At 54.5% G+C, this 16,170-nt stretch carries 19 protein-coding genes and 1 pseudogene; 5 read left to right on the top strand and 15 right to left on the bottom strand.

Annotation, left to right across the window (positions count from 1 at the left end; genetic code table 11):
* Window positions 1-18: 18 nt before the first annotated feature.
* Genes RHK62_RS02280 through RHK62_RS02270 form a run of 3 tightly spaced genes read right to left on the bottom strand, consistent with a single transcriptional unit; the run spans window position 19 to window position 1,847 of the window.
* Window positions 19-681, bottom strand: coding sequence for an SDR family oxidoreductase (locus tag RHK62_RS02280; RefSeq protein ID WP_302677212.1), 663 nt, complete (start codon window positions 679-681; stop codon window positions 19-21).
* Between the two features lie 30 nt (window positions 682-711).
* Window positions 712-1,227: a hypothetical protein gene (locus RHK62_RS02275; protein ID WP_310453206.1), complete on the bottom strand. Its 516-nt coding sequence runs from the start codon at window positions 1,225-1,227 to the stop codon at window positions 712-714.
* Window positions 1,227-1,847 carry a flavin prenyltransferase UbiX gene (locus RHK62_RS02270; RefSeq protein WP_302678735.1) on the bottom strand — a complete coding sequence of 207 codons (621 nt, stop codon included), beginning with the start codon at window positions 1,845-1,847 and terminating at the stop codon, window positions 1,227-1,229. Before RHK62_RS02270 ends, RHK62_RS02275 begins: the two co-directional genes overlap by 1 nt.
* Window positions 1,848-1,950: 103 nt before the next feature.
* Here RHK62_RS02270 and RHK62_RS02265 point away from each other — a divergent pair, with 103 nt between their 5' ends.
* A complete protein-coding gene (locus RHK62_RS02265; RefSeq protein WP_302678734.1) occupies window positions 1,951-2,457 on the top strand; it encodes a hypothetical protein in 507 nt (168 codons plus the stop codon).
* On the opposite strand, the gene RHK62_RS02260 is transcribed toward RHK62_RS02265, so the two are convergent.
* The 11 genes and pseudogenes from RHK62_RS02260 to nuoH form a co-directional block, all read right to left on the bottom strand.
* Entirely contained in the window at window positions 2,454-3,341 is an 888-nt protein-coding gene (locus tag RHK62_RS02260; protein ID WP_302678733.1) for a polysaccharide deacetylase family protein, read from the bottom strand. The genes RHK62_RS02265 and RHK62_RS02260 overlap by 4 nt on opposite strands.
* A gap of 24 nt (window positions 3,342-3,365) precedes the next feature.
* The gene (gene glyQ / locus RHK62_RS02255; protein ID WP_206200889.1) at window positions 3,366-4,253 is read right to left on the bottom strand and encodes a glycine--tRNA ligase subunit alpha; all 888 of its coding nucleotides are present in this window, start codon (window positions 4,251-4,253) and stop codon (window positions 3,366-3,368) included.
* Window positions 4,254-4,257: 4 nt separating this feature from the next.
* Entirely contained in the window at window positions 4,258-4,968 is a 711-nt protein-coding gene (cysH, locus tag RHK62_RS02250) for a phosphoadenosine phosphosulfate reductase (RefSeq protein WP_255521485.1), read from the bottom strand.
* A 116-nt stretch (window positions 4,969-5,084) separates the two neighbouring features.
* Entirely contained in the window at window positions 5,085-5,279 is a 195-nt protein-coding gene (locus tag RHK62_RS02245; protein ID WP_206200887.1) for a hypothetical protein, read from the bottom strand.
* Window positions 5,280-5,282: 3 nt separating this feature from the next.
* Window positions 5,283-5,573: pseudogene (locus RHK62_RS02240) on the bottom strand (DUF2887 domain-containing protein); the annotation flags it as partial.
* Between the two features lie 24 nt (window positions 5,574-5,597).
* Entirely contained in the window at window positions 5,598-6,611 is a 1,014-nt protein-coding gene (locus RHK62_RS02235) for a DUF3326 domain-containing protein (protein ID WP_302678731.1), read from the bottom strand.
* A 1-nt stretch (window position 6,612) separates the two neighbouring features.
* Entirely contained in the window at window positions 6,613-7,782 is a 1,170-nt protein-coding gene (locus RHK62_RS02230) for an HhoA/HhoB/HtrA family serine endopeptidase (RefSeq protein WP_206200884.1), read from the bottom strand.
* Window positions 7,783-7,857: 75 nt separating this feature from the next.
* On the bottom strand, window positions 7,858-8,163 hold the full coding sequence (gene nuoK, locus RHK62_RS02225; RefSeq protein ID WP_011056517.1) for an NADH-quinone oxidoreductase subunit NuoK: 306 nt from the start codon (window positions 8,161-8,163) through the stop codon (window positions 7,858-7,860).
* A 9-nt stretch (window positions 8,164-8,172) separates the two neighbouring features.
* Window positions 8,173-8,775 carry an NADH-quinone oxidoreductase subunit J gene (locus RHK62_RS02220; protein WP_206200883.1) on the bottom strand — a complete coding sequence of 201 codons (603 nt, stop codon included), beginning with the start codon at window positions 8,773-8,775 and terminating at the stop codon, window positions 8,173-8,175.
* An 11-nt stretch (window positions 8,776-8,786) separates the two neighbouring features.
* Window positions 8,787-9,377, bottom strand: coding sequence for an NAD(P)H-quinone oxidoreductase subunit I (gene ndhI / locus RHK62_RS02215; RefSeq protein WP_206200882.1), 591 nt, complete (start codon window positions 9,375-9,377; stop codon window positions 8,787-8,789).
* Between the two features lie 29 nt (window positions 9,378-9,406).
* A complete protein-coding gene (nuoH, locus tag RHK62_RS02210; RefSeq protein ID WP_206200881.1) occupies window positions 9,407-10,525 on the bottom strand; it encodes an NADH-quinone oxidoreductase subunit NuoH in 1,119 nt (372 codons plus the stop codon).
* Between the two features lie 190 nt (window positions 10,526-10,715).
* Between nuoH and RHK62_RS02205 the strand changes: the two genes are divergently transcribed.
* The 4 genes from RHK62_RS02205 (at window position 10,716) to RHK62_RS02190 (ending at window position 15,123) form a co-directional block, all read left to right on the top strand.
* Window positions 10,716-12,026 carry a dihydroorotase gene (locus RHK62_RS02205; RefSeq protein ID WP_310453205.1) on the top strand — a complete coding sequence of 437 codons (1,311 nt, stop codon included), beginning with the start codon at window positions 10,716-10,718 and terminating at the stop codon, window positions 12,024-12,026.
* Window positions 12,027-12,125: 99 nt separating this feature from the next.
* Complete coding sequence (locus tag RHK62_RS02200; RefSeq protein WP_149820594.1) at window positions 12,126-13,082, top strand: UDP-glucuronic acid decarboxylase family protein; 957 nt, start codon at window positions 12,126-12,128, stop codon at window positions 13,080-13,082.
* Window positions 13,083-13,096: 14 nt separating this feature from the next.
* Window positions 13,097-14,476: a UDP-glucose/GDP-mannose dehydrogenase family protein gene (locus RHK62_RS02195; RefSeq protein WP_302678728.1), complete on the top strand. Its 1,380-nt coding sequence runs from the start codon at window positions 13,097-13,099 to the stop codon at window positions 14,474-14,476.
* Window positions 14,477-14,478: 2 nt separating this feature from the next.
* The gene (locus tag RHK62_RS02190; protein ID WP_310453204.1) at window positions 14,479-15,123 is read left to right on the top strand and encodes a ribonuclease HII; all 645 of its coding nucleotides are present in this window, start codon (window positions 14,479-14,481) and stop codon (window positions 15,121-15,123) included.
* Window positions 15,124-15,324: 201 nt separating this feature from the next.
* On the opposite strand, the gene RHK62_RS02185 is transcribed toward RHK62_RS02190, so the two are convergent.
* Complete coding sequence (locus RHK62_RS02185) at window positions 15,325-15,792, bottom strand: transposase (protein ID WP_310453225.1); 468 nt, start codon at window positions 15,790-15,792, stop codon at window positions 15,325-15,327.
* Between the last annotated feature and the right edge of the window lie 378 nt (window positions 15,793-16,170).

Genomic DNA, 16,170 nt, shown 5'->3' with positions numbered 1-16,170 from the left:
AACCGCACCAACTGATCCTCACACTGCCGCAATTGAGCGGAATAACTCTGGATAGGCGGCTGGGGTTTGATCAGGACGGCTGACCACCTCAAAAATTTTGTTGTAGGCACTCGGCTCGCCCAAGGCTGCCACACAGATTTCCGCCACCCGCGATCGCGCGATACTCCCCTCAAAGAGGGTATCTGCTGGGGCAATGATCGGAAAGCCACCGTCATCGGTTTCCTTCAGACCCCCCGGCCGCACAATCGTGTAAGTTAGACCGCTTTCTTGGAGATAACGTTCTGCCTGCTGCTTCCAATACAAAATCAGCCAAAAAAGATTCAGGGGATGGAAAAATTGCGAGACACACAGCGACGAGACGAGAATAAACTGCTGCACATGGGCAGCTTTGGCGGCATCCACCAGATTCTTGGTGCCCAGATAATCCACACTTAGGGGTTCCAAGGGGTTGAGGCTGGGGCTGGCTCCCGTGGCACAGATGACTGCTTCACACTCTTTGAGCGCTGGGGGTAGCGTCTGCGGCTGGGTCACATCAGCGGTGCGAATCTCTACCGTTGGCCAGCGCCCTTGGGCTTTGGCGGGATTGCGCACAACAGCGATCGCCTGATGCTCAGACGCTTGTAGGGCATTCACAATGCGATGACCCGTGCGACCTGTGGCACCAACCACGGCAACTTTCACAAGCTGTTCCTCCGATGGCAACGCCTTTGATCATAGGGGAATATCCCAGTCTTCTTCATCCTCAGGGGTAGCGTCCTTGGGGGGTGGCGGCGTCAGAATGCGGTATTCGGCATCCACAACCTCTTCTGGGGGTGGCGGGGCTTTGGCGGTGGCTTTGCGGGAAGGGCGATATTGGTACGAGTAGGTCGTGCGGGGGCGATCTTGAATCTCTGGTTCGCGGGGGGCTGGCTCAGGCTCGCTAAACCAATCCTCCACATCGCTGGTATCGATCTCTGGTTCATCCTCCGGCGGACGCATCGAGGCATCCAGTTCTGGTTCAGGGGGTTGCGATCGCGGGGTTGGCCGCGCTACTGGCGCTTCTGCGGTTAGCCAGAGTAAACACTGCCCCGCCACGATTCCTGAGAGGGCTGCCACCACAAGCCAAGCGGCAAGGGGGAGCGCCGGAGTTTGCTGTCCCAAAAAGCGCAGCGAGACCAGCGGCTGCCAATTTTGGACGACCAGTGTACTGAGCAGGGCGATCGCCCCCAGATAAATCCAAGCGCGCATTAGGAAAGGGGTCCTTGCCAACGTTGCAGCGGCACACAATCTAACCCTAACTGATCAAGGGCACGGGCGATGACAAAATCCACTAGATCCTCAATGGTCTGCGGCCGGTGATACCATGCAGGGATGGCGGGTACAATTCGCGCCCCGGCCATTGCCAATTGGGTGAGGTTTTGCAGATGAATGAGACTAAAAGGCGTTTCGCGGGGCACCAGCACCAACGGACGGTGTTCCTTGAGGTGGACATCGGCCACCCGCTCTAGGAGATCCGAACTCAGTCCTGCCGCCAACTTAGCGACCGTACTCATACTACAGGGCAGAATCACCATGCCCAAGGTGCGAAAGGAACCGCTGGCGATCGCCGCTGCCACATCCGTGGGTCGGTGACAGGTGAGGGATCCCGTCCAGACTTGGGCTTGTTGGCGCCAAAACAGTTCCTGCTTCTCGGGCTGAATCGGCAGGGTGAGGCCATATTCTGCTTGCCACACCTGGTGCACGGCCTTTGATGCCACTAATTGAATAGGATAGTCCGCCTGTAATAGAAATTTAATGGCACGCACTGCGTAAATGAGACCCGATGCACCCGTTACACCCAAAACAATTGGCAAAGAAGAGGAGGTCACAACCGCGATCACCAAACAAAACCGTTATAAGGTTAACAAAGTTAGGGCAACCGTCCCCTTTTGATGCACTGCAATCCCGCCCAACGCGACTTGGTAAATGCCCATGACAGCGCCTGACCCTGCATTTTCTTCCCCCAGTGAGTGGGCAGCCGTCTCTCCCGAAGTGCTCAGGGAGCTATTTGATGCGGCCTTGTTGGAGGGACTCGTGAGTAGTGAAACCCCAGATATAGAAGCACTGTTTCAGGATTTGACTCCCCTCGATCTCAAACCAGCAGCGGGTGCGATCGCCCCCGAACAGTGGCAACAACTGCAAGCCCAACACCAGCAAATTACCCAGCACCTTGAGGAAACCCTGACCTACCTTGCCAAGGTGAAAGCATTGGCCTACCAGCTTCAGGCCGTAGCCAGTGAGTTTGTGCCCACTCCCAAATACCGCCGCCGCCAACCGCCCCCTCCCCATCCCTTGGAATATCTCACGGCTGAACTCCTGCGGGCGATCGCCCACACCCAAGCCAGTTTAGAACCGGTCTATGAACCCCTCCATCAACTGGGGGAAACCCTCAATGGTACCTCGACGCCACAGATTAGTGAATTTCCCCTAGAGCCTTAGTTAGGGGGCATGCGTGGCGTCTCCAATTGCGGTTCACTGGGGACGGGAGGGGTAGGTATCGGCTCAGGACTGGGTTTCGGGGTGGCAGTTGGCTCAGGGGTGGGTGTTGGTGTGATTGTCGGTGGAGGCGGAGGTGTTGGTGTTGGTTCAGGCTTCGGCGTGGGGGCTTTAACTGCCAGTTGCAGCAGTTCCGGCACAGTGACAAAGCGATAACCTTTTTGCCGCAGGCGACGAATCAGCGTGGGGAGAGCTTTGCGGGTAGTGGCGCGATCGCCGCCGCCATCGTGAAGCAAAATAATACTACCCGGTTTCACTTCCTTGAGGGTGCGCTCAACAATGTCCGCTGCTGTGGTGTTGGGGCGGGTGTCGTGGGTATCCACCGACCACAGGATGATGGCGTAGTTTTTCGACTTGGCATAATCCACTAGCCCCGTGGTCAGATTGCCCCCCGGTGGCCGAAACAGGCGCGTTTGCGCTTGGCTTTGCTTGGCAATGAGCGCAGAGGTGTTTTCAATTTCTTGCTTGGCGACTTCAGGACCAACGGGCTGATAGGGATGACTCCAACTATGGTTGCCAACGGCATGACCGGCTTTGACAATGTCAGCAATGATATCGGGGTACATGAGGGCGTGCTTACCAATCACAAAAAATGTGGCTTTGACCTCCTCCTCCTTGAGAATTCGCAGCACTTGGCGGGTTGAGGTTCCCCAAGGGCCATCATCAAAGGTCAGCGCCACCACTTTTTCGGGCTTCAAGGGTTTGACTTGAGAGACCAACTGCCCCCAAAACTTGCTAGGACTGAGAAAGCGTGGCACATCCGCTGCTAGCGTTGCCGATGCTGCAAACAAGGCCAAGACCACCGACAGGTACCACTGCCGTCCCATGGATACTCCTTGAGCGATGGTGACTTAGGGGGCGATCGGCGTTGGCTCCTTTAGCAGTGGAAATCCCAAGGCTTCCCGTTGTTGCACATAGGTTTGGGCGACGCGCCGTGCCAGTCCACGAATGCGACCGATATAGCGAGTGCGCTCTGCCACCGAAATCACACCACGGGCATCCAGCAGGTTAAAGGTGTGGGAACACTTGAGCACATAATCCAAGCTGGGTAGTACCAACTGCTTTTCTAGAAGCTGCTCCGCCTCCTGCTGGTAGAGACTAAAAAGGGTGAACAATCGTTCCGGATCTGAGGCCTCGAAGTTGTAGGTGGACTGTTCAATTTCCCCTTGCAAATGGACATCGCCATAGGTGAGCGTGGGGTTCCAGCGGATACTGGCGATCGCATCCACCTCCTGGAGGTACATGGTCAACCGTTCCAAGCCATAGGTAATCTCAATGGACACCGGCCGACAATCTAAGCCACCACACTGCTGGAAATAGGTAAACTGCGTCACCTCCATACCATCGAGCCAGACCTCCCAGCCCACACCCCACGCGCCAACGGCCGCATCCTCCCAGTTGTCTTCAACAAAGCGAATGTCATGCTCTTGGGGGCGAATGCCAAGGGCGCGTAGCGACTCCAAATAGATCTCTTGGATATTCTCAGGGGACGGCTTAATCAGCACTTGGTACTGGTAGTAGTACTGATAGCGGTTGGGATTCTCGCCATAGCGGCCATCTCCGGGTCGGCGACAGGGTTCGACATAGGCCACTGCCCAAGGCTCAGGGCCGAGGGCACGCAAAAAGGTATGGGGGCTTTTGGTACCGGCGCCCTTTTCCACGTCATAGGGCTGGGCAATCAGGCATCCCTGAGCCGCCCAAAACTGGTGCAGTGTGGCAATAACGTCCTGAAAGTACATGGGCTTAGATGTGGATGCCGCACTCGGTTTTGCCCATGCCACGCCAGCGACCTGCCCGTTCGTCTTCCCCTTCGGCTACAGGGGTAGTGAGGGGTTCATCGCCAATGCTGGCATAGCCGCGATCGTGGAGGGGATTGTAAATTACTCCGTGCTCCATCACGTAGGCCCATGTTTGTTTGCGTGTCCAAGCAGCGAGGGGATTAATTTTCAGACGACCCTGCTTGTCCAGTTCCACGTAGGGCATATTGGCGCGGGTAACCGCCTGATCCCGACGCCGTCCCGTAATCCAAGCCACCGTATTGAGTTCTGCTAAGCCCCGTTGCAGTGGTTCAATTTTAGTGAGATGGTGAAACTGCTCAACATTGGTTTCCCAAAGCTTGTCGCCATAGCGAGCAGCAAAGGCCTCACGACTGTCCACATCGGGGGTTTTGTAGGTGCGCAAATCCAGACCATATTTTTCCTTGGCCTGCTGCACAAATTCAAGGGTTTCTGGAAAGTGATGCAGCGTATCCAAAAAGAGAACAGGCACCGGCGGATTGGGGCGTAGATCACGGTAGAGCAAATCCGTAATCATCATGTCATCGACATTAAAGGCACTGGTCTGCACCAGCCCTTGGGGAATTTCAGCCACTGCCCACGCTAGAATTTCACGGGGATGTGCCCCCTCAAAGCGTTGGTTCAGGGCATCGAGGTCAAAGCTTACGGATGCAGCCATAGGAGGTTTTAGCACGGTTTTAGAAAGCATTCTTTAGCTTACCAAAGAATTGGGTCTAAAGCCCCGCCCTGCGACTCGCGATCGCCCCCCTGCCAACAATTTCTCCAACTTTGACACTAGCGAGGCATTGGGTACCCTTCAATCCAAGTCATGCCAGCATTTTTGGAAGTCGCATTATAAGACCACGTTTGCGGGCTGGAGGTCAACACTGCATACCGCCCCGGCGCTACCACAATTTCGGGTTGCACGACCCAATAGTAGCGATTTTCCAGCCGTGCAGGCCATGTGCCCACCACTTGCCGCGTTTCCACATTTCAGAGCATCACTTGTCCAGCAGGGGCACCCCGACCACCGTTCCAGTGATTGGAATAGCCATATAACTCTATTATGACTTTTGGCCTTGGCACTGCCTCTGTGCGAGTTCGCTCTGCCAACAACCGTGCTGCTGTCGGCATCTCTGCTTCGGGTAACACTGTGAGCTGCATCAGCGCTAGGCTCAATGGCAACGCCTCAAGTGACCCCAGTTCATTCAGATAGACCCGATGCAGGCGATGACTATTCACCAACACCTCATAGGGTTCAAAGGACACTTGTTCCACTTGACGATGGGGATAGAAGCAAAAATTTTTTCAGGTTGCCAGTGTAACCGTTTGCCAAGACACGCCCGCCTTCATCGCACTCAACACGCCAATGGCCTCGGCATAGGACTGGCAAGGGATTGTCTCTATCCCCAAATCGACAGCTGTAACATTAAGGGTTGTGGTATTGTTAGTCACCGTTAGGATGGGGACGCCCTGCTGAGCCAAGGCCAGAATTCCCCGTCCACCAAGGGCAGTGGCGGGTACAATCACCGCATTCACCTCCTGTCGCCACAGCGCCTGCGGGGCAGTCGGGCTATAGCGGGGAGCACGACTCAACCCCACCAACACGGACGGCAAAAAGGTATAACCAATTTCTTCGGCAAGGGCACGGGGGTGCACAGTCTCCTCTAGGGGCAATGGTTGCAGGGCGGGGGCATGGGCTGCCGGAAGCTGAAAGTGCTGGACAACCAAATGACTAATGACCGCTTCTGCCCCGGCGAGGGGATCGACACCTTGGCCACTGCGATAGTGGTGCAATGCGTCTGTGCCCGGATCATCCGGAAAGCGGGTCACAATTGCGATCGCCTCTGCCTGAGCCACTTGAATCAGCTTTTCTGCCGCCCGCAATAAACTAGCGGGGTTCGCCAGAGTCCCCCAGGTTGCCCCCGAGGCAGCGGTTTGCAACTGCACGCCCAAGGGTTCATCTGTAATCACAGGTTCAGTCATCATTAGACCCAAGGTGGCAGAACAGGCCGCCGCTGCTTGACGATGGCGCAGTTGGAGATCCGCTTCAATCGCTGCATCCAGTAACAGGCCAATGCGATTTGGACGCGGTGGCAGCAATCCCCAACGGCCAACCGCAAATTCATCAAGGGCATAGCCTTCCACATACCAAACATTGGGCAGCGGCCAATAGAGCATCGCCCCATTGAGAACGTTAGGATGGGTAATCAGGCGATCGCACACCTGCGCCAAAGCACGAACAACTGGAATCGCATCACCCGCATAGCCACCAATGGCAGCCCCAATGCCCGTTGGAATGATCAGAACGGCCGTCAGCACGTCAGCGACTAGCCTGAGTAGGGAGGGGAGCCGGCTGCACGGCCACGGTCACCGTTTGACCCCTACGGCGCACTTCCAGTTCCATGGTGCGACCAATGCCTGTGCTTTCCACCATTTGCTGCACTTGATCCGCTTTGGTGATGTTTTGGCCATTGATACGACGGATCACATCGCCGGGTTGCAGACCCGCGCGGGCGGCTGGCGAGTTAGGCAGGACTTGAAAAATCAAAACTCCCGAACTTTCTTGGACGCGGACGGGACTATTGGGATTAGCGTTGAGACGTTGCTGCACCTCAGGGGTGAGATTGGCCATGCGAATACCCAAGAAGGGGTGATCGACGCGACCGTTGGCAATCAGTTGGTTGGCAATTCGTTGAGCCGTGTTGATGGGAATGGCAAATCCCAAGCCCTGGGCACCACCAATAATCGCGGTATTCATGCCAATGACTTCTCCCCGTTGATTCAACAGGGGGCCACCAGAGTTGCCAGGGTTAATGGCCGCATCGGTTTGAATGAAGCCCACCCGCTTATCGGGCACGCCAATATCACCGCTGGAACGTCCCGTCGCACTAATGATGCCCGCAGTCACCGTATTATCGAGACCCAAGGGATTGCCGATGGCGATCGCCCACTCACCGGGACGTAAATGATCAGAATTGCCAAGGCGCACCACCGGTAAATTGTTGGCATTCACCTTGACTACGGCCACATCCGTCAGACGGTCTTGACCCAAAACCTGCCCCTCAAACGTGCGGCCATCCTTGAGGGTTACTCGCACCCGGTTAGCACCATCCACTACATGGGCATTGGTGAGGATCAAGCCATCACTGCTAATGATAAAGCCAGACCCAAGACCCCGCTCCTCGCGGCTGCGGGGGGGCATCATTGGCCCAAAAAATTCCTGAAAGAAAGGGTCATTAAAGATGGCGGGCACACGGGTCTGCACCGTACGGGAAGCATCAATCCGCACCACCGCCGGGCCGACTTGCTCAACAGCACGGGCAATAAAGTTAATGTCATTTCCCGCTGGTAGCGGTGCCGGTAACTGCGCCAAGCTGGGGGTCACCAAGGGCGATGACGCTGGCATTAGGTGGGTGGCAAACATTGCAGCGGCTGCCCCCAATGCCATTAACGACAGATAAGTGACCGATTTACCAAGACGCACTGTCATAGGTGATTGCCCTTTTGCTGACACTGGTTCTTGAAAGTAGACGGCAATTGAGGGAAGCAAGTTCCGACTTCTAGTCTACCACTTCAGGAGGTTGAATTTCTCCATGTCAACAGTGTCACGGTTGCGATAGATGGCCAAAATAATGGCTAAACCCACGGCTGCTTCGGCGGCTGCTACCGTAATCACAAACACGGCAAAGACTTGCCCTTTGATTTGCTGGCCATCCAGATAGTTGGCAAACCCAATCAAGTTGAGGTTGACAGCATTCAAAAGCAACTCAATGGACATGAGCACACGCACAGCATTGCGACTGGTGACAAGGCCATAGATGCCAATACAAAACAGCAGTGCTGCCAAGATCAAAACATAGGTTAACTGCATCGTCTTCCCCTATTTTTCAGACAAGGCTACAGGTTCACGGGGACGTTCCGGCAACTCCAAGGGGGGTACCACCTCTTCCCCTAAGATGGGTTCAGGTTCCAAGACCAGTTCGCGCCGTGCAAGCACCACTGCCCCAATCAAGGCCATTAACAGCAAGACCGAGGCCAACTCAAAGGGCAGAAGAAAGTCACTAAAAAAGTGCTGGCCAATGGTTGTGATACTGTCAGTCGTGGGCGGCAGGGAACTGAGCTGCCAAGGAGTTTGCAAAATCATTTTTGTCAGCAGGGCAAAGACGCCAAGGGAGACTACTGCGGCACCCCCCTGACGCAGCCAACGCCCCGGCACTGGGGTATAGGCCTCACGCTTATTGACGAGCATGATGGCAAAGAGGATGAGAACGTTCACCGCGCCGACATAGATGAGAATTTGCGCCGCTGAGACAAAGTCAGCATTCATGAGGATATACAGCCCAGAGATGCTCAGGAACACGCCCCCCAGCAAGAAGGCAGAATAGACAACATTGTTCAGGAGCACAACGCCAAGGGCAGCAACAATCACTGCAGCGGCAAGGGCAAAGAAGGTAATCGTTTGGGTCAGGGTGGCTAAGTCCACAGCAACAACTCCTAGTTCTCAGATGATTCAGCAGTGTTGGCGATCGCCTCTGGACGCTCTCCCGCCCGTTGGGTACCCGCAGGCAAATCATGACCAGACATTACCCCCGCCGGCAGGTAGGCAAACTCGCGGATCGGGGTCACCATCGGATCTTGGGTCACTTTATAGGGAATGCGTCCCATTGCCACACTGTCGTAGTTCAGCTCATGGCGATCGTAGGTGGCCAGTTCGTACTCCTCTGTTACTGAAAGGCAATTGGTGGGGCAGTATTCCACACAGTTGGCACAGAAGATGCACACACCAAAGTCAATGCTGTAGTGCTTCAGTTCTTTCTTCTTGATCTCTTTGTTGAAGACCCAATCCACCACCGGCAGGTTAATCGGGCAGACGCGCACGCACACTTCACAGGCAATGCACTTGTCAAACTCAAAGTGAATCCGTCCCCGAAACCGTTCCGACGGAATGAGTTTTTCGTAGGGATATTGCACCGTCACCGGCCGCCGCCGCATGTGATCAAAGGTCACGGAGAGGCCTTGACCAATGTACTTAGCGGACTGCACTGCCTCTTTGGCATAGTTGGTAATCTGATGGAGGAATTTCATGGTGTCACCTCATGGAAATGGGGAGTTTCTTAACCGCCAAAGGCTACGGGAAAGGCGAGCTTCAAGCCAGCGGTCAGCAGCAAGTTCACTAGACCCACGGGTAATAGGAATTTCCAACCAAGGTCTAGGAGTTGGTCAATGCGCACACGGGGCACAGTCCAGCGCAGCAGAATCGCCAAAAAGACAAAGAAGTAGGCCTTAATCAGGGTCATCGTGATGCCCAGCACCGCAAAGGCAATCTGCAAAAAGGGATTGCTCTCACTCACCCCAAGAAGATTAGCAATGGTTTCTAGGGGAATGGGAAAGCTCCAACCCCCAAAGTAAAGAACACTGACCAAGAGTGCCGAAAGCACAAGATTAACGTAGGCACCGAGGTAAAAGAGGGCAAACTTCATGCCAGCGTACTCTGTTTGGTAACCAGCCACGAGTTCTTCCTCGGCTTCCGGCAAATCAAAGGGGAGGCGCTCACACTCTGCCAGAGCTGCAATCCAAAAGATCAAAAAGCCGATGGGCTGCCGCCAGACATTCCAAGTGAGGATGCCATACTCCGACTGCTGCTCGACAATTTCCACCGTACCCAAGCCATTGGACATCATGGCCACTGCCAACACCGCCAAGGCAAGGGGAATTTCATAGCTAATGGATTGTGCCGCTGCCCGCAGTCCCCCCAGTAGGGAGTATTTGTTGTTGGAGGCATAGCCCGACATCAGCAGGCCAATGGGCGCAATACTGGAGAGGGCAATCCAGAGAAAGACCCCCATCGCCAAGTTGGAGATCAGTAGGTTTTGGCCAAAGGGGACAATAATATAGGACAAAAAGACAGGAATCACGACCACCGCCGGCCCAAGGGTAAACAGCCAGCGATCGGTATTCGCGGGGAGAACATCTTCCTTAAAAATCAGTTTTAGGCCGTCGGCTAAGGGTGCCAAAATCCCCAATGGACCAATGTATTCCGGGCCAATACGCTGTTGCACAGCGGCAGAAATTTTCCGTTCTAGCCAAACGGCCACCAGTACGCCCACGGTGGCCACAATGAGCATCATTAACATTGGCAGGGGTAACCATAGCAACTTGGCCAGATCATGGGAGAGGCCAAGGGATTCCAATGCACGAATAAACTGCCCCTGTAAGTCAATACCAGATTCCATAGCGATTCGATCGCGCCCCACCTACAGACACGCTCTACAGTATAAGGGTTTTATTTCCGTTACGAAGATAGATCTGGGGCAAATTTTTATCACCACAAGTATTACAGATGTTTATAGTTTACACCTCGTGTCTTTGGGTCTCAGATGCCAGTAGGATCAAGGGAGAGAGCCAATTTTGCAGGAGAACAGGGTGGCGATCGCAATCCAAAATGCGGTGATTTGTACCCCAGAGGGAGAACTGCGACAACAACAGGTACGCCTTGAGGGCGATCGCATCACCGAAGTCGCAGAAACTGTCACCATCCACCCAGAGGATACGGTTATTGATGCTACCGGTCTCACTCTCTTGCCCGGTGTGATCGACCCCCAAGTCCATTTTCGTGAACCGGGCTTAGAGCACAAAGAGGATCTATTTACTGCCAGTTGTGCCTGTGCCAAGGGGGGGGTCACCAGTTTTTTAGAAATGCCCAATACTCGGCCACTGACCATTGATCAGGCCACCCTCGACGATAAACTCGCCCGTGCTGCTGCCAAATGTGTTGTTAATTATGGCTTTTTCATTGGCGCCACTAAGGATAACCTTGCCGTCCTCAACACCGTTCACCCCATCTGTGGCATCAAGATTTTCATGGGGTCAATGCACGGCCCCCTTTTGGTGGATGAGGAGCCAATTTTAGACCGTATCTTTAGTGAGGGCAAACGCCTCATTGCTGTCCATGCCGAAGATCAAGGGCGAATCCGTGCCCGTTGCGAACAATTTGCTGGCATTAGCGATGTGGCCGTACACTCGCAAATTCAAGACGAGATTGCTGCCCTCAACGCCACCCAGTTAGCAGTGAAGCTCTCCCGTAAATACGAACGCCGCCTGCACATTCTCCATCTGTCTACAGGAATTGAAGTGGACTTTCTGCGCGAGCACAAGCTTCCTTGGATAACGGTGGAAGTTACCCCCCAGCACCTATTGCTGACCACAGAGGCCTATGCCAACATTGGCTCCCTTGCCCAAATGAACCCGCCCCTACGCACCGCAGGAGATAATGAAAAACTCTGGCAGGGACTATTGGATGGGGTGATTGACTTTATTGCCACCGATCATGCTCCCCACACCCTAGAGGAAAAGGCGCAGCCCTATCCCCAAAGCCCTTCGGGTATGCCGGGGGTGGAAACCTCTTTGCCCCTGATGTTGACCCAAGCAATGGCCGGTCGCTGTACGGTGCCCCAAGTGGTGCGTTGGATGTCCACTGCCGTTGCTGCGTCCTACGACATTCCCAATAAAGGCAAAATTGCCCCCGGTTACGATGCGGATCTGGTGCTCGTGGATTTGCAGACCTATCGCCCAGTGCGCCGCGGGGAACTGCTCACCAAGTGCGGCTGGAGTCCCTTTGAGGGCTGGTCATTGACGGGGTGGCCAGTTTACACCTTTGTCAATGGTGAGATTGTTTTTAGCCAAGGGCGGGTGAATACCGACGTGCGTGGCCGCCCCCTTCAATTTGGCAGCTAACGGGGAGCGATCGCGAACTGGAATGAGACATTACTGGGTTCCTATGAACTCGTGCTAATCTGAGGCAAAGGAATAGCGTAACTCTATTTAGGCAACACAATGCGTATTCTGGTTACTGGCGGTGCTGGGTTTATTGGTTCCCATCTAGTTGATCGGCTGATGGAAGCGGGTCATGAGGTCATTTGCTTAGATAACTACTTCACTGGTACAAAGCGCAACATTCTGCGCTGGATGGGTCACCCCAATTTTGAACTGATCCGCCATGATGTCACCGATCCGATTCGCCTTGAGGTGGATCAAATCTATCACTTGGCTTGCCCCGCCTCGCCAGTTCACTACCAGTACAACCCCGTCAAAACGATTAAAACCAATGTCATGGGCACCCTCCACATGCTGGGGTTGGCCAAACGTGTAAAGGCACGGTTTCTCCTTGCTTCCACCTCAGAAGTCTATGGTGACCCGCTGGTGCATCCCCAATCTGAGTCCTACTGGGGGAATGTCAACCCCATTGGTATCCGCTCCTGTTACGACGAAGGCAAGCGGGTGGCAGAGACCCTCACCTTTGACTACCACCGCCAAAACAATGTGGATGTGCGGGTGGCACGGATTTTTAATACCTATGGCCCCAAAATGCAAGTCAACGATGGCCGCGTAGTCAGCAATTTTATTGTTCAAGCCTTGCAGGGCATTCCCCTCACCGTTTATGGCGACGGCTCCCAAACCCGCAGTTTTTGCTATGTCAGCGACTTGGTGGAAGGGTTAATTCGGCTGATGAATAGCGATCACATTGGCCCTGTGAATCTGGGCAACCCTGATGAATACACCGTGCTGGAGCTAGCCCAAAAAATCCAAGCCCTGATTAATCCGGGGGTGGAAATTCAGTTTAAGCCCCTGCCCAGTGATGACCCCCAGCGCCGTCGTCCTGACATTACCCTTGCTCGCACGGTGTTGGGCTGGCAACCGACCGTCCCCCTCCTCGAGGGATTACAGCGCACAATTCCTGACTTTGCCGAGCGACTAGGCGTGCCCTATACGCCTATGATGGTGGAAGTTTAGGGAGGCCACAGGGAATGCGGGTATGTGTGATTGGCACCGGTTATGTGGGCTTGGTGACGGGAGTGTGCTTGGCACATATCGGCCATGAGGTGATTTGCATTGACAACAACATTGATAAAGTTAAGCTGCTGCAACAGGGGGAATCCCCCATTTATGAACCCGGTCTGACGGAGTTACTCCGTGGGTGCATTGCCAGTGGCCACATTCGCTTCAGTAGTGATCTTGGCGCTGGGGTGGAGTTTGGTGACGTGCTCTTTATCGCCGTCGGTACACCCGCCTTACCCAATGGTGAAACCGATACCCGCTATGTGGAAGCGGTTGCCCGCGGTATTGGTGCCCATTTGCATTTGGGGTACAAAGTCATTGTCAACAAATCCACAGTGCCGATTGGCTCAGGAGACTGGGTGCGAATGATTATTCTCGATGGTGTGGTGGAGCGCGAACCGGATCTAGCGGATGCCATTAAAGGGGGGGCGACCCATCCGCCGTTGGATTTTGATGTGGTCAGCAACCCTGAATTTCTGCGGGAAGGTTCAGCGGTCTATGACACGTTTAATCCCGATCGCATTGTCTTGGGTAGTAGTAGCCGCAAAGCGATTCAAATCATGCAGGAACTCTATGCGCCGATCATTGAACGTAAGTATGCGGCTGATCCCACCTTGCCCCCCGTGCCGGTGTTGGTGACGGATCTCAGTTCGGCGGAAATGATTAAGTACGCTGCCAATGCTTTTTTGGCCACTAAAATCAGCTTTATCAACGAAATTGCCAATATTTGCGATCGCGTGGGGGCGGATGTGGTTCAAGTGGCCAAGGGGATTGGCCTAGATTCCCGCATTGGCGAGAAATTTCTGCAAGCGGGCTTGGGCTGGGGTGGTTCCTGTTTTCCCAAGGATGTTTCGGCGCTCATCCACACGGCGGAAGACTACGGCTACGATGCCCAGTTGCTCAAAGCAGCCGTTCAAGTCAACCAGCGGCAACGCTTTATTGTCATTGAAAAACTACAACAGGTGCTAAAAATCCTCAAAGGTAAAACCATTGGCCTTTTGGGGTTAACGTTTAAGCCCAACACCGATGATCTGCGGGATGCCCCTGCCCTGAATTTGATCGAGGAACTGTATCGCTTGGGTGCCAAGGTCAAGGCCTATGACCCCCTCGTGTCCCAGTCGGGTCTGCGATCGGGTCTCTCCCATGTGATTGTGGAAACGGATCTGCTGCACCTTGCCGATGGCTGTGATGCTTTGGTGCTGGTGACCGACTGGCCACAGTTCCAAGAGGTGGATTATGGGGAACTGGCCAAGGTGATGCACCAACCCGTGATCATTGATGGCCGCAACTTCTTGGATCGCAAGAGGCTAGAGTCACTCGGCTTCCGCTATGTGGGGATTGGCCATTAAGCATGGAACCGCCCAGCCTGATCTATGAGCAAGCCTACTGGCAACAGGGCTATTGTCGCGTGGTCGGTGTGGATGAGGTGGGTCGGGGTTGTTTGGCGGGGCCAGTGGTGGCAGCAGCCGTAATTTTACCAGTAGACTGTGTGCCTCTTCCAGAGGTGCGCGACTCCAAACAGTTGAGTGCCCGCCAGCGATCGCGCCTCTTTGGGCAGATTTATAACCAAGCGATCGCCATTGGCATTGGTAGTGCCAGTGTGGCGGAAATTGATCAGGTGAATATCCTGCAAGCCACCTATCGAGCCATGGCGCGTGCCCTAGCGCGGGTTGCCCCTTGGGATCATGCCCTGATTGACGGCAAATTAACAAAAACAGCGCCCTTTGAAAAGGTAACGGCCATTATCGGGGGCGATCGCCACAGCTATAGTATTGCCTGTGCCTCGATTATTGCCAAGGTACGGCGCGATCGCTTCATGGCACGCTTAGCTCGGCGTTATCCCCAGTATGGCTGGGAACGCAATGTGGGCTACGGCACCCCCCAACACCGTCAAGCCCTTGATCAGTACGGCCTGACCCCTTGGCATCGGCGATCGTTCTTGAAATCCTTGCTTCATACCGACTTACACTTGTGTAATGCCATCACAGGAGATTGACGCTCATCCCGCTAACGCTAGGCGTATAGCAGGAGATTCCCCGTTCACAGAGTCTTGACTAGATGACCCGAAAGTCATCCCCGCCAGAACCTCTCCAGGGGCATTTTCAAGACGGTACGCCCCACCGCCTATCAATCGATTCCGCAACACGAATGCAGCGGCAATATCCCTAGGCATTGAACAGCCACAGGGGCACTCATGCTAACGGATTGATAGCGTTTTGCGGACTGCTTCGCCACAGTTGGGACACTCTTGAGAGGTGCCCGCTGCTTTCTCCTTGACAACCACCTTGCCACGCTTGCAGGCCACCCAAGGCAACACCGAGTTCAGGAATGGCCCATGACCCGCATCCAGCATGTGCTTGCCCAGCGTCCCACGACTGAGGCCAATCAGATTCAAATCCTCCACCACAATCACATCAGCCCCGTCGCAAAGTTGGTGGGCAACCTTGAAGTGACAGTCCCTGCGGGTGCGGGCAATCTGTTCATGCAGCTTCGCCACCTTGCGTTGAATCTTCTTCCAGTTGGCTGACCCAATCTGTTTCCGCTTCAGTCTGCGTTGCAGCAATTGAAGCTTGCGTTGCATCTCTACGAAAAACCTAGGCCGTGCTAGTTGAAGTCCGTCCGAGGTGGAGAGAAAGTATTCCAAGCCAACATCGAGGCCAACCACCCGCTTCAAGACTTGCTGATGCTTGGGCGTTAACCGACGCTAAATCAGGGTTGAACTGCTTTGCTTGGGTGAATCGTTGACACTGCACGTTGAAGCTGGGGTAGGGGGCATCCGCTGGGATGATGTACTCGCTAGGCACAGAGCAGGCATTGACTGGACATTTGCGCGAAGCAATCCAGTCTTTGCGCTCCCTCAGCGCATCATTTCAAACTTGGCGACACACGTCTAGATCGTAGTCGATCTGCTTGGCCTGCTGCTGGGTTAGTTTTAGCCTGTACTCGTACGTCAGGGTGAGCATGAGTGGACTATAGCTATTAGTCGCGCCCGATGTTCGGTGCTAGCTCAATATATCCAGCAACAAGCTGAGATTGAGTGACT

The sequence above is a fragment of the Thermosynechococcus sp. HY213 genome (assembly GCF_031460975.1).
In the GTDB taxonomy this organism is placed as follows: Bacteria; Cyanobacteriota; Cyanobacteriia; order Thermosynechococcales; family Thermosynechococcaceae; genus Thermosynechococcus.
This window is presented reverse-complemented; position numbering and strand designations above follow the sequence as displayed.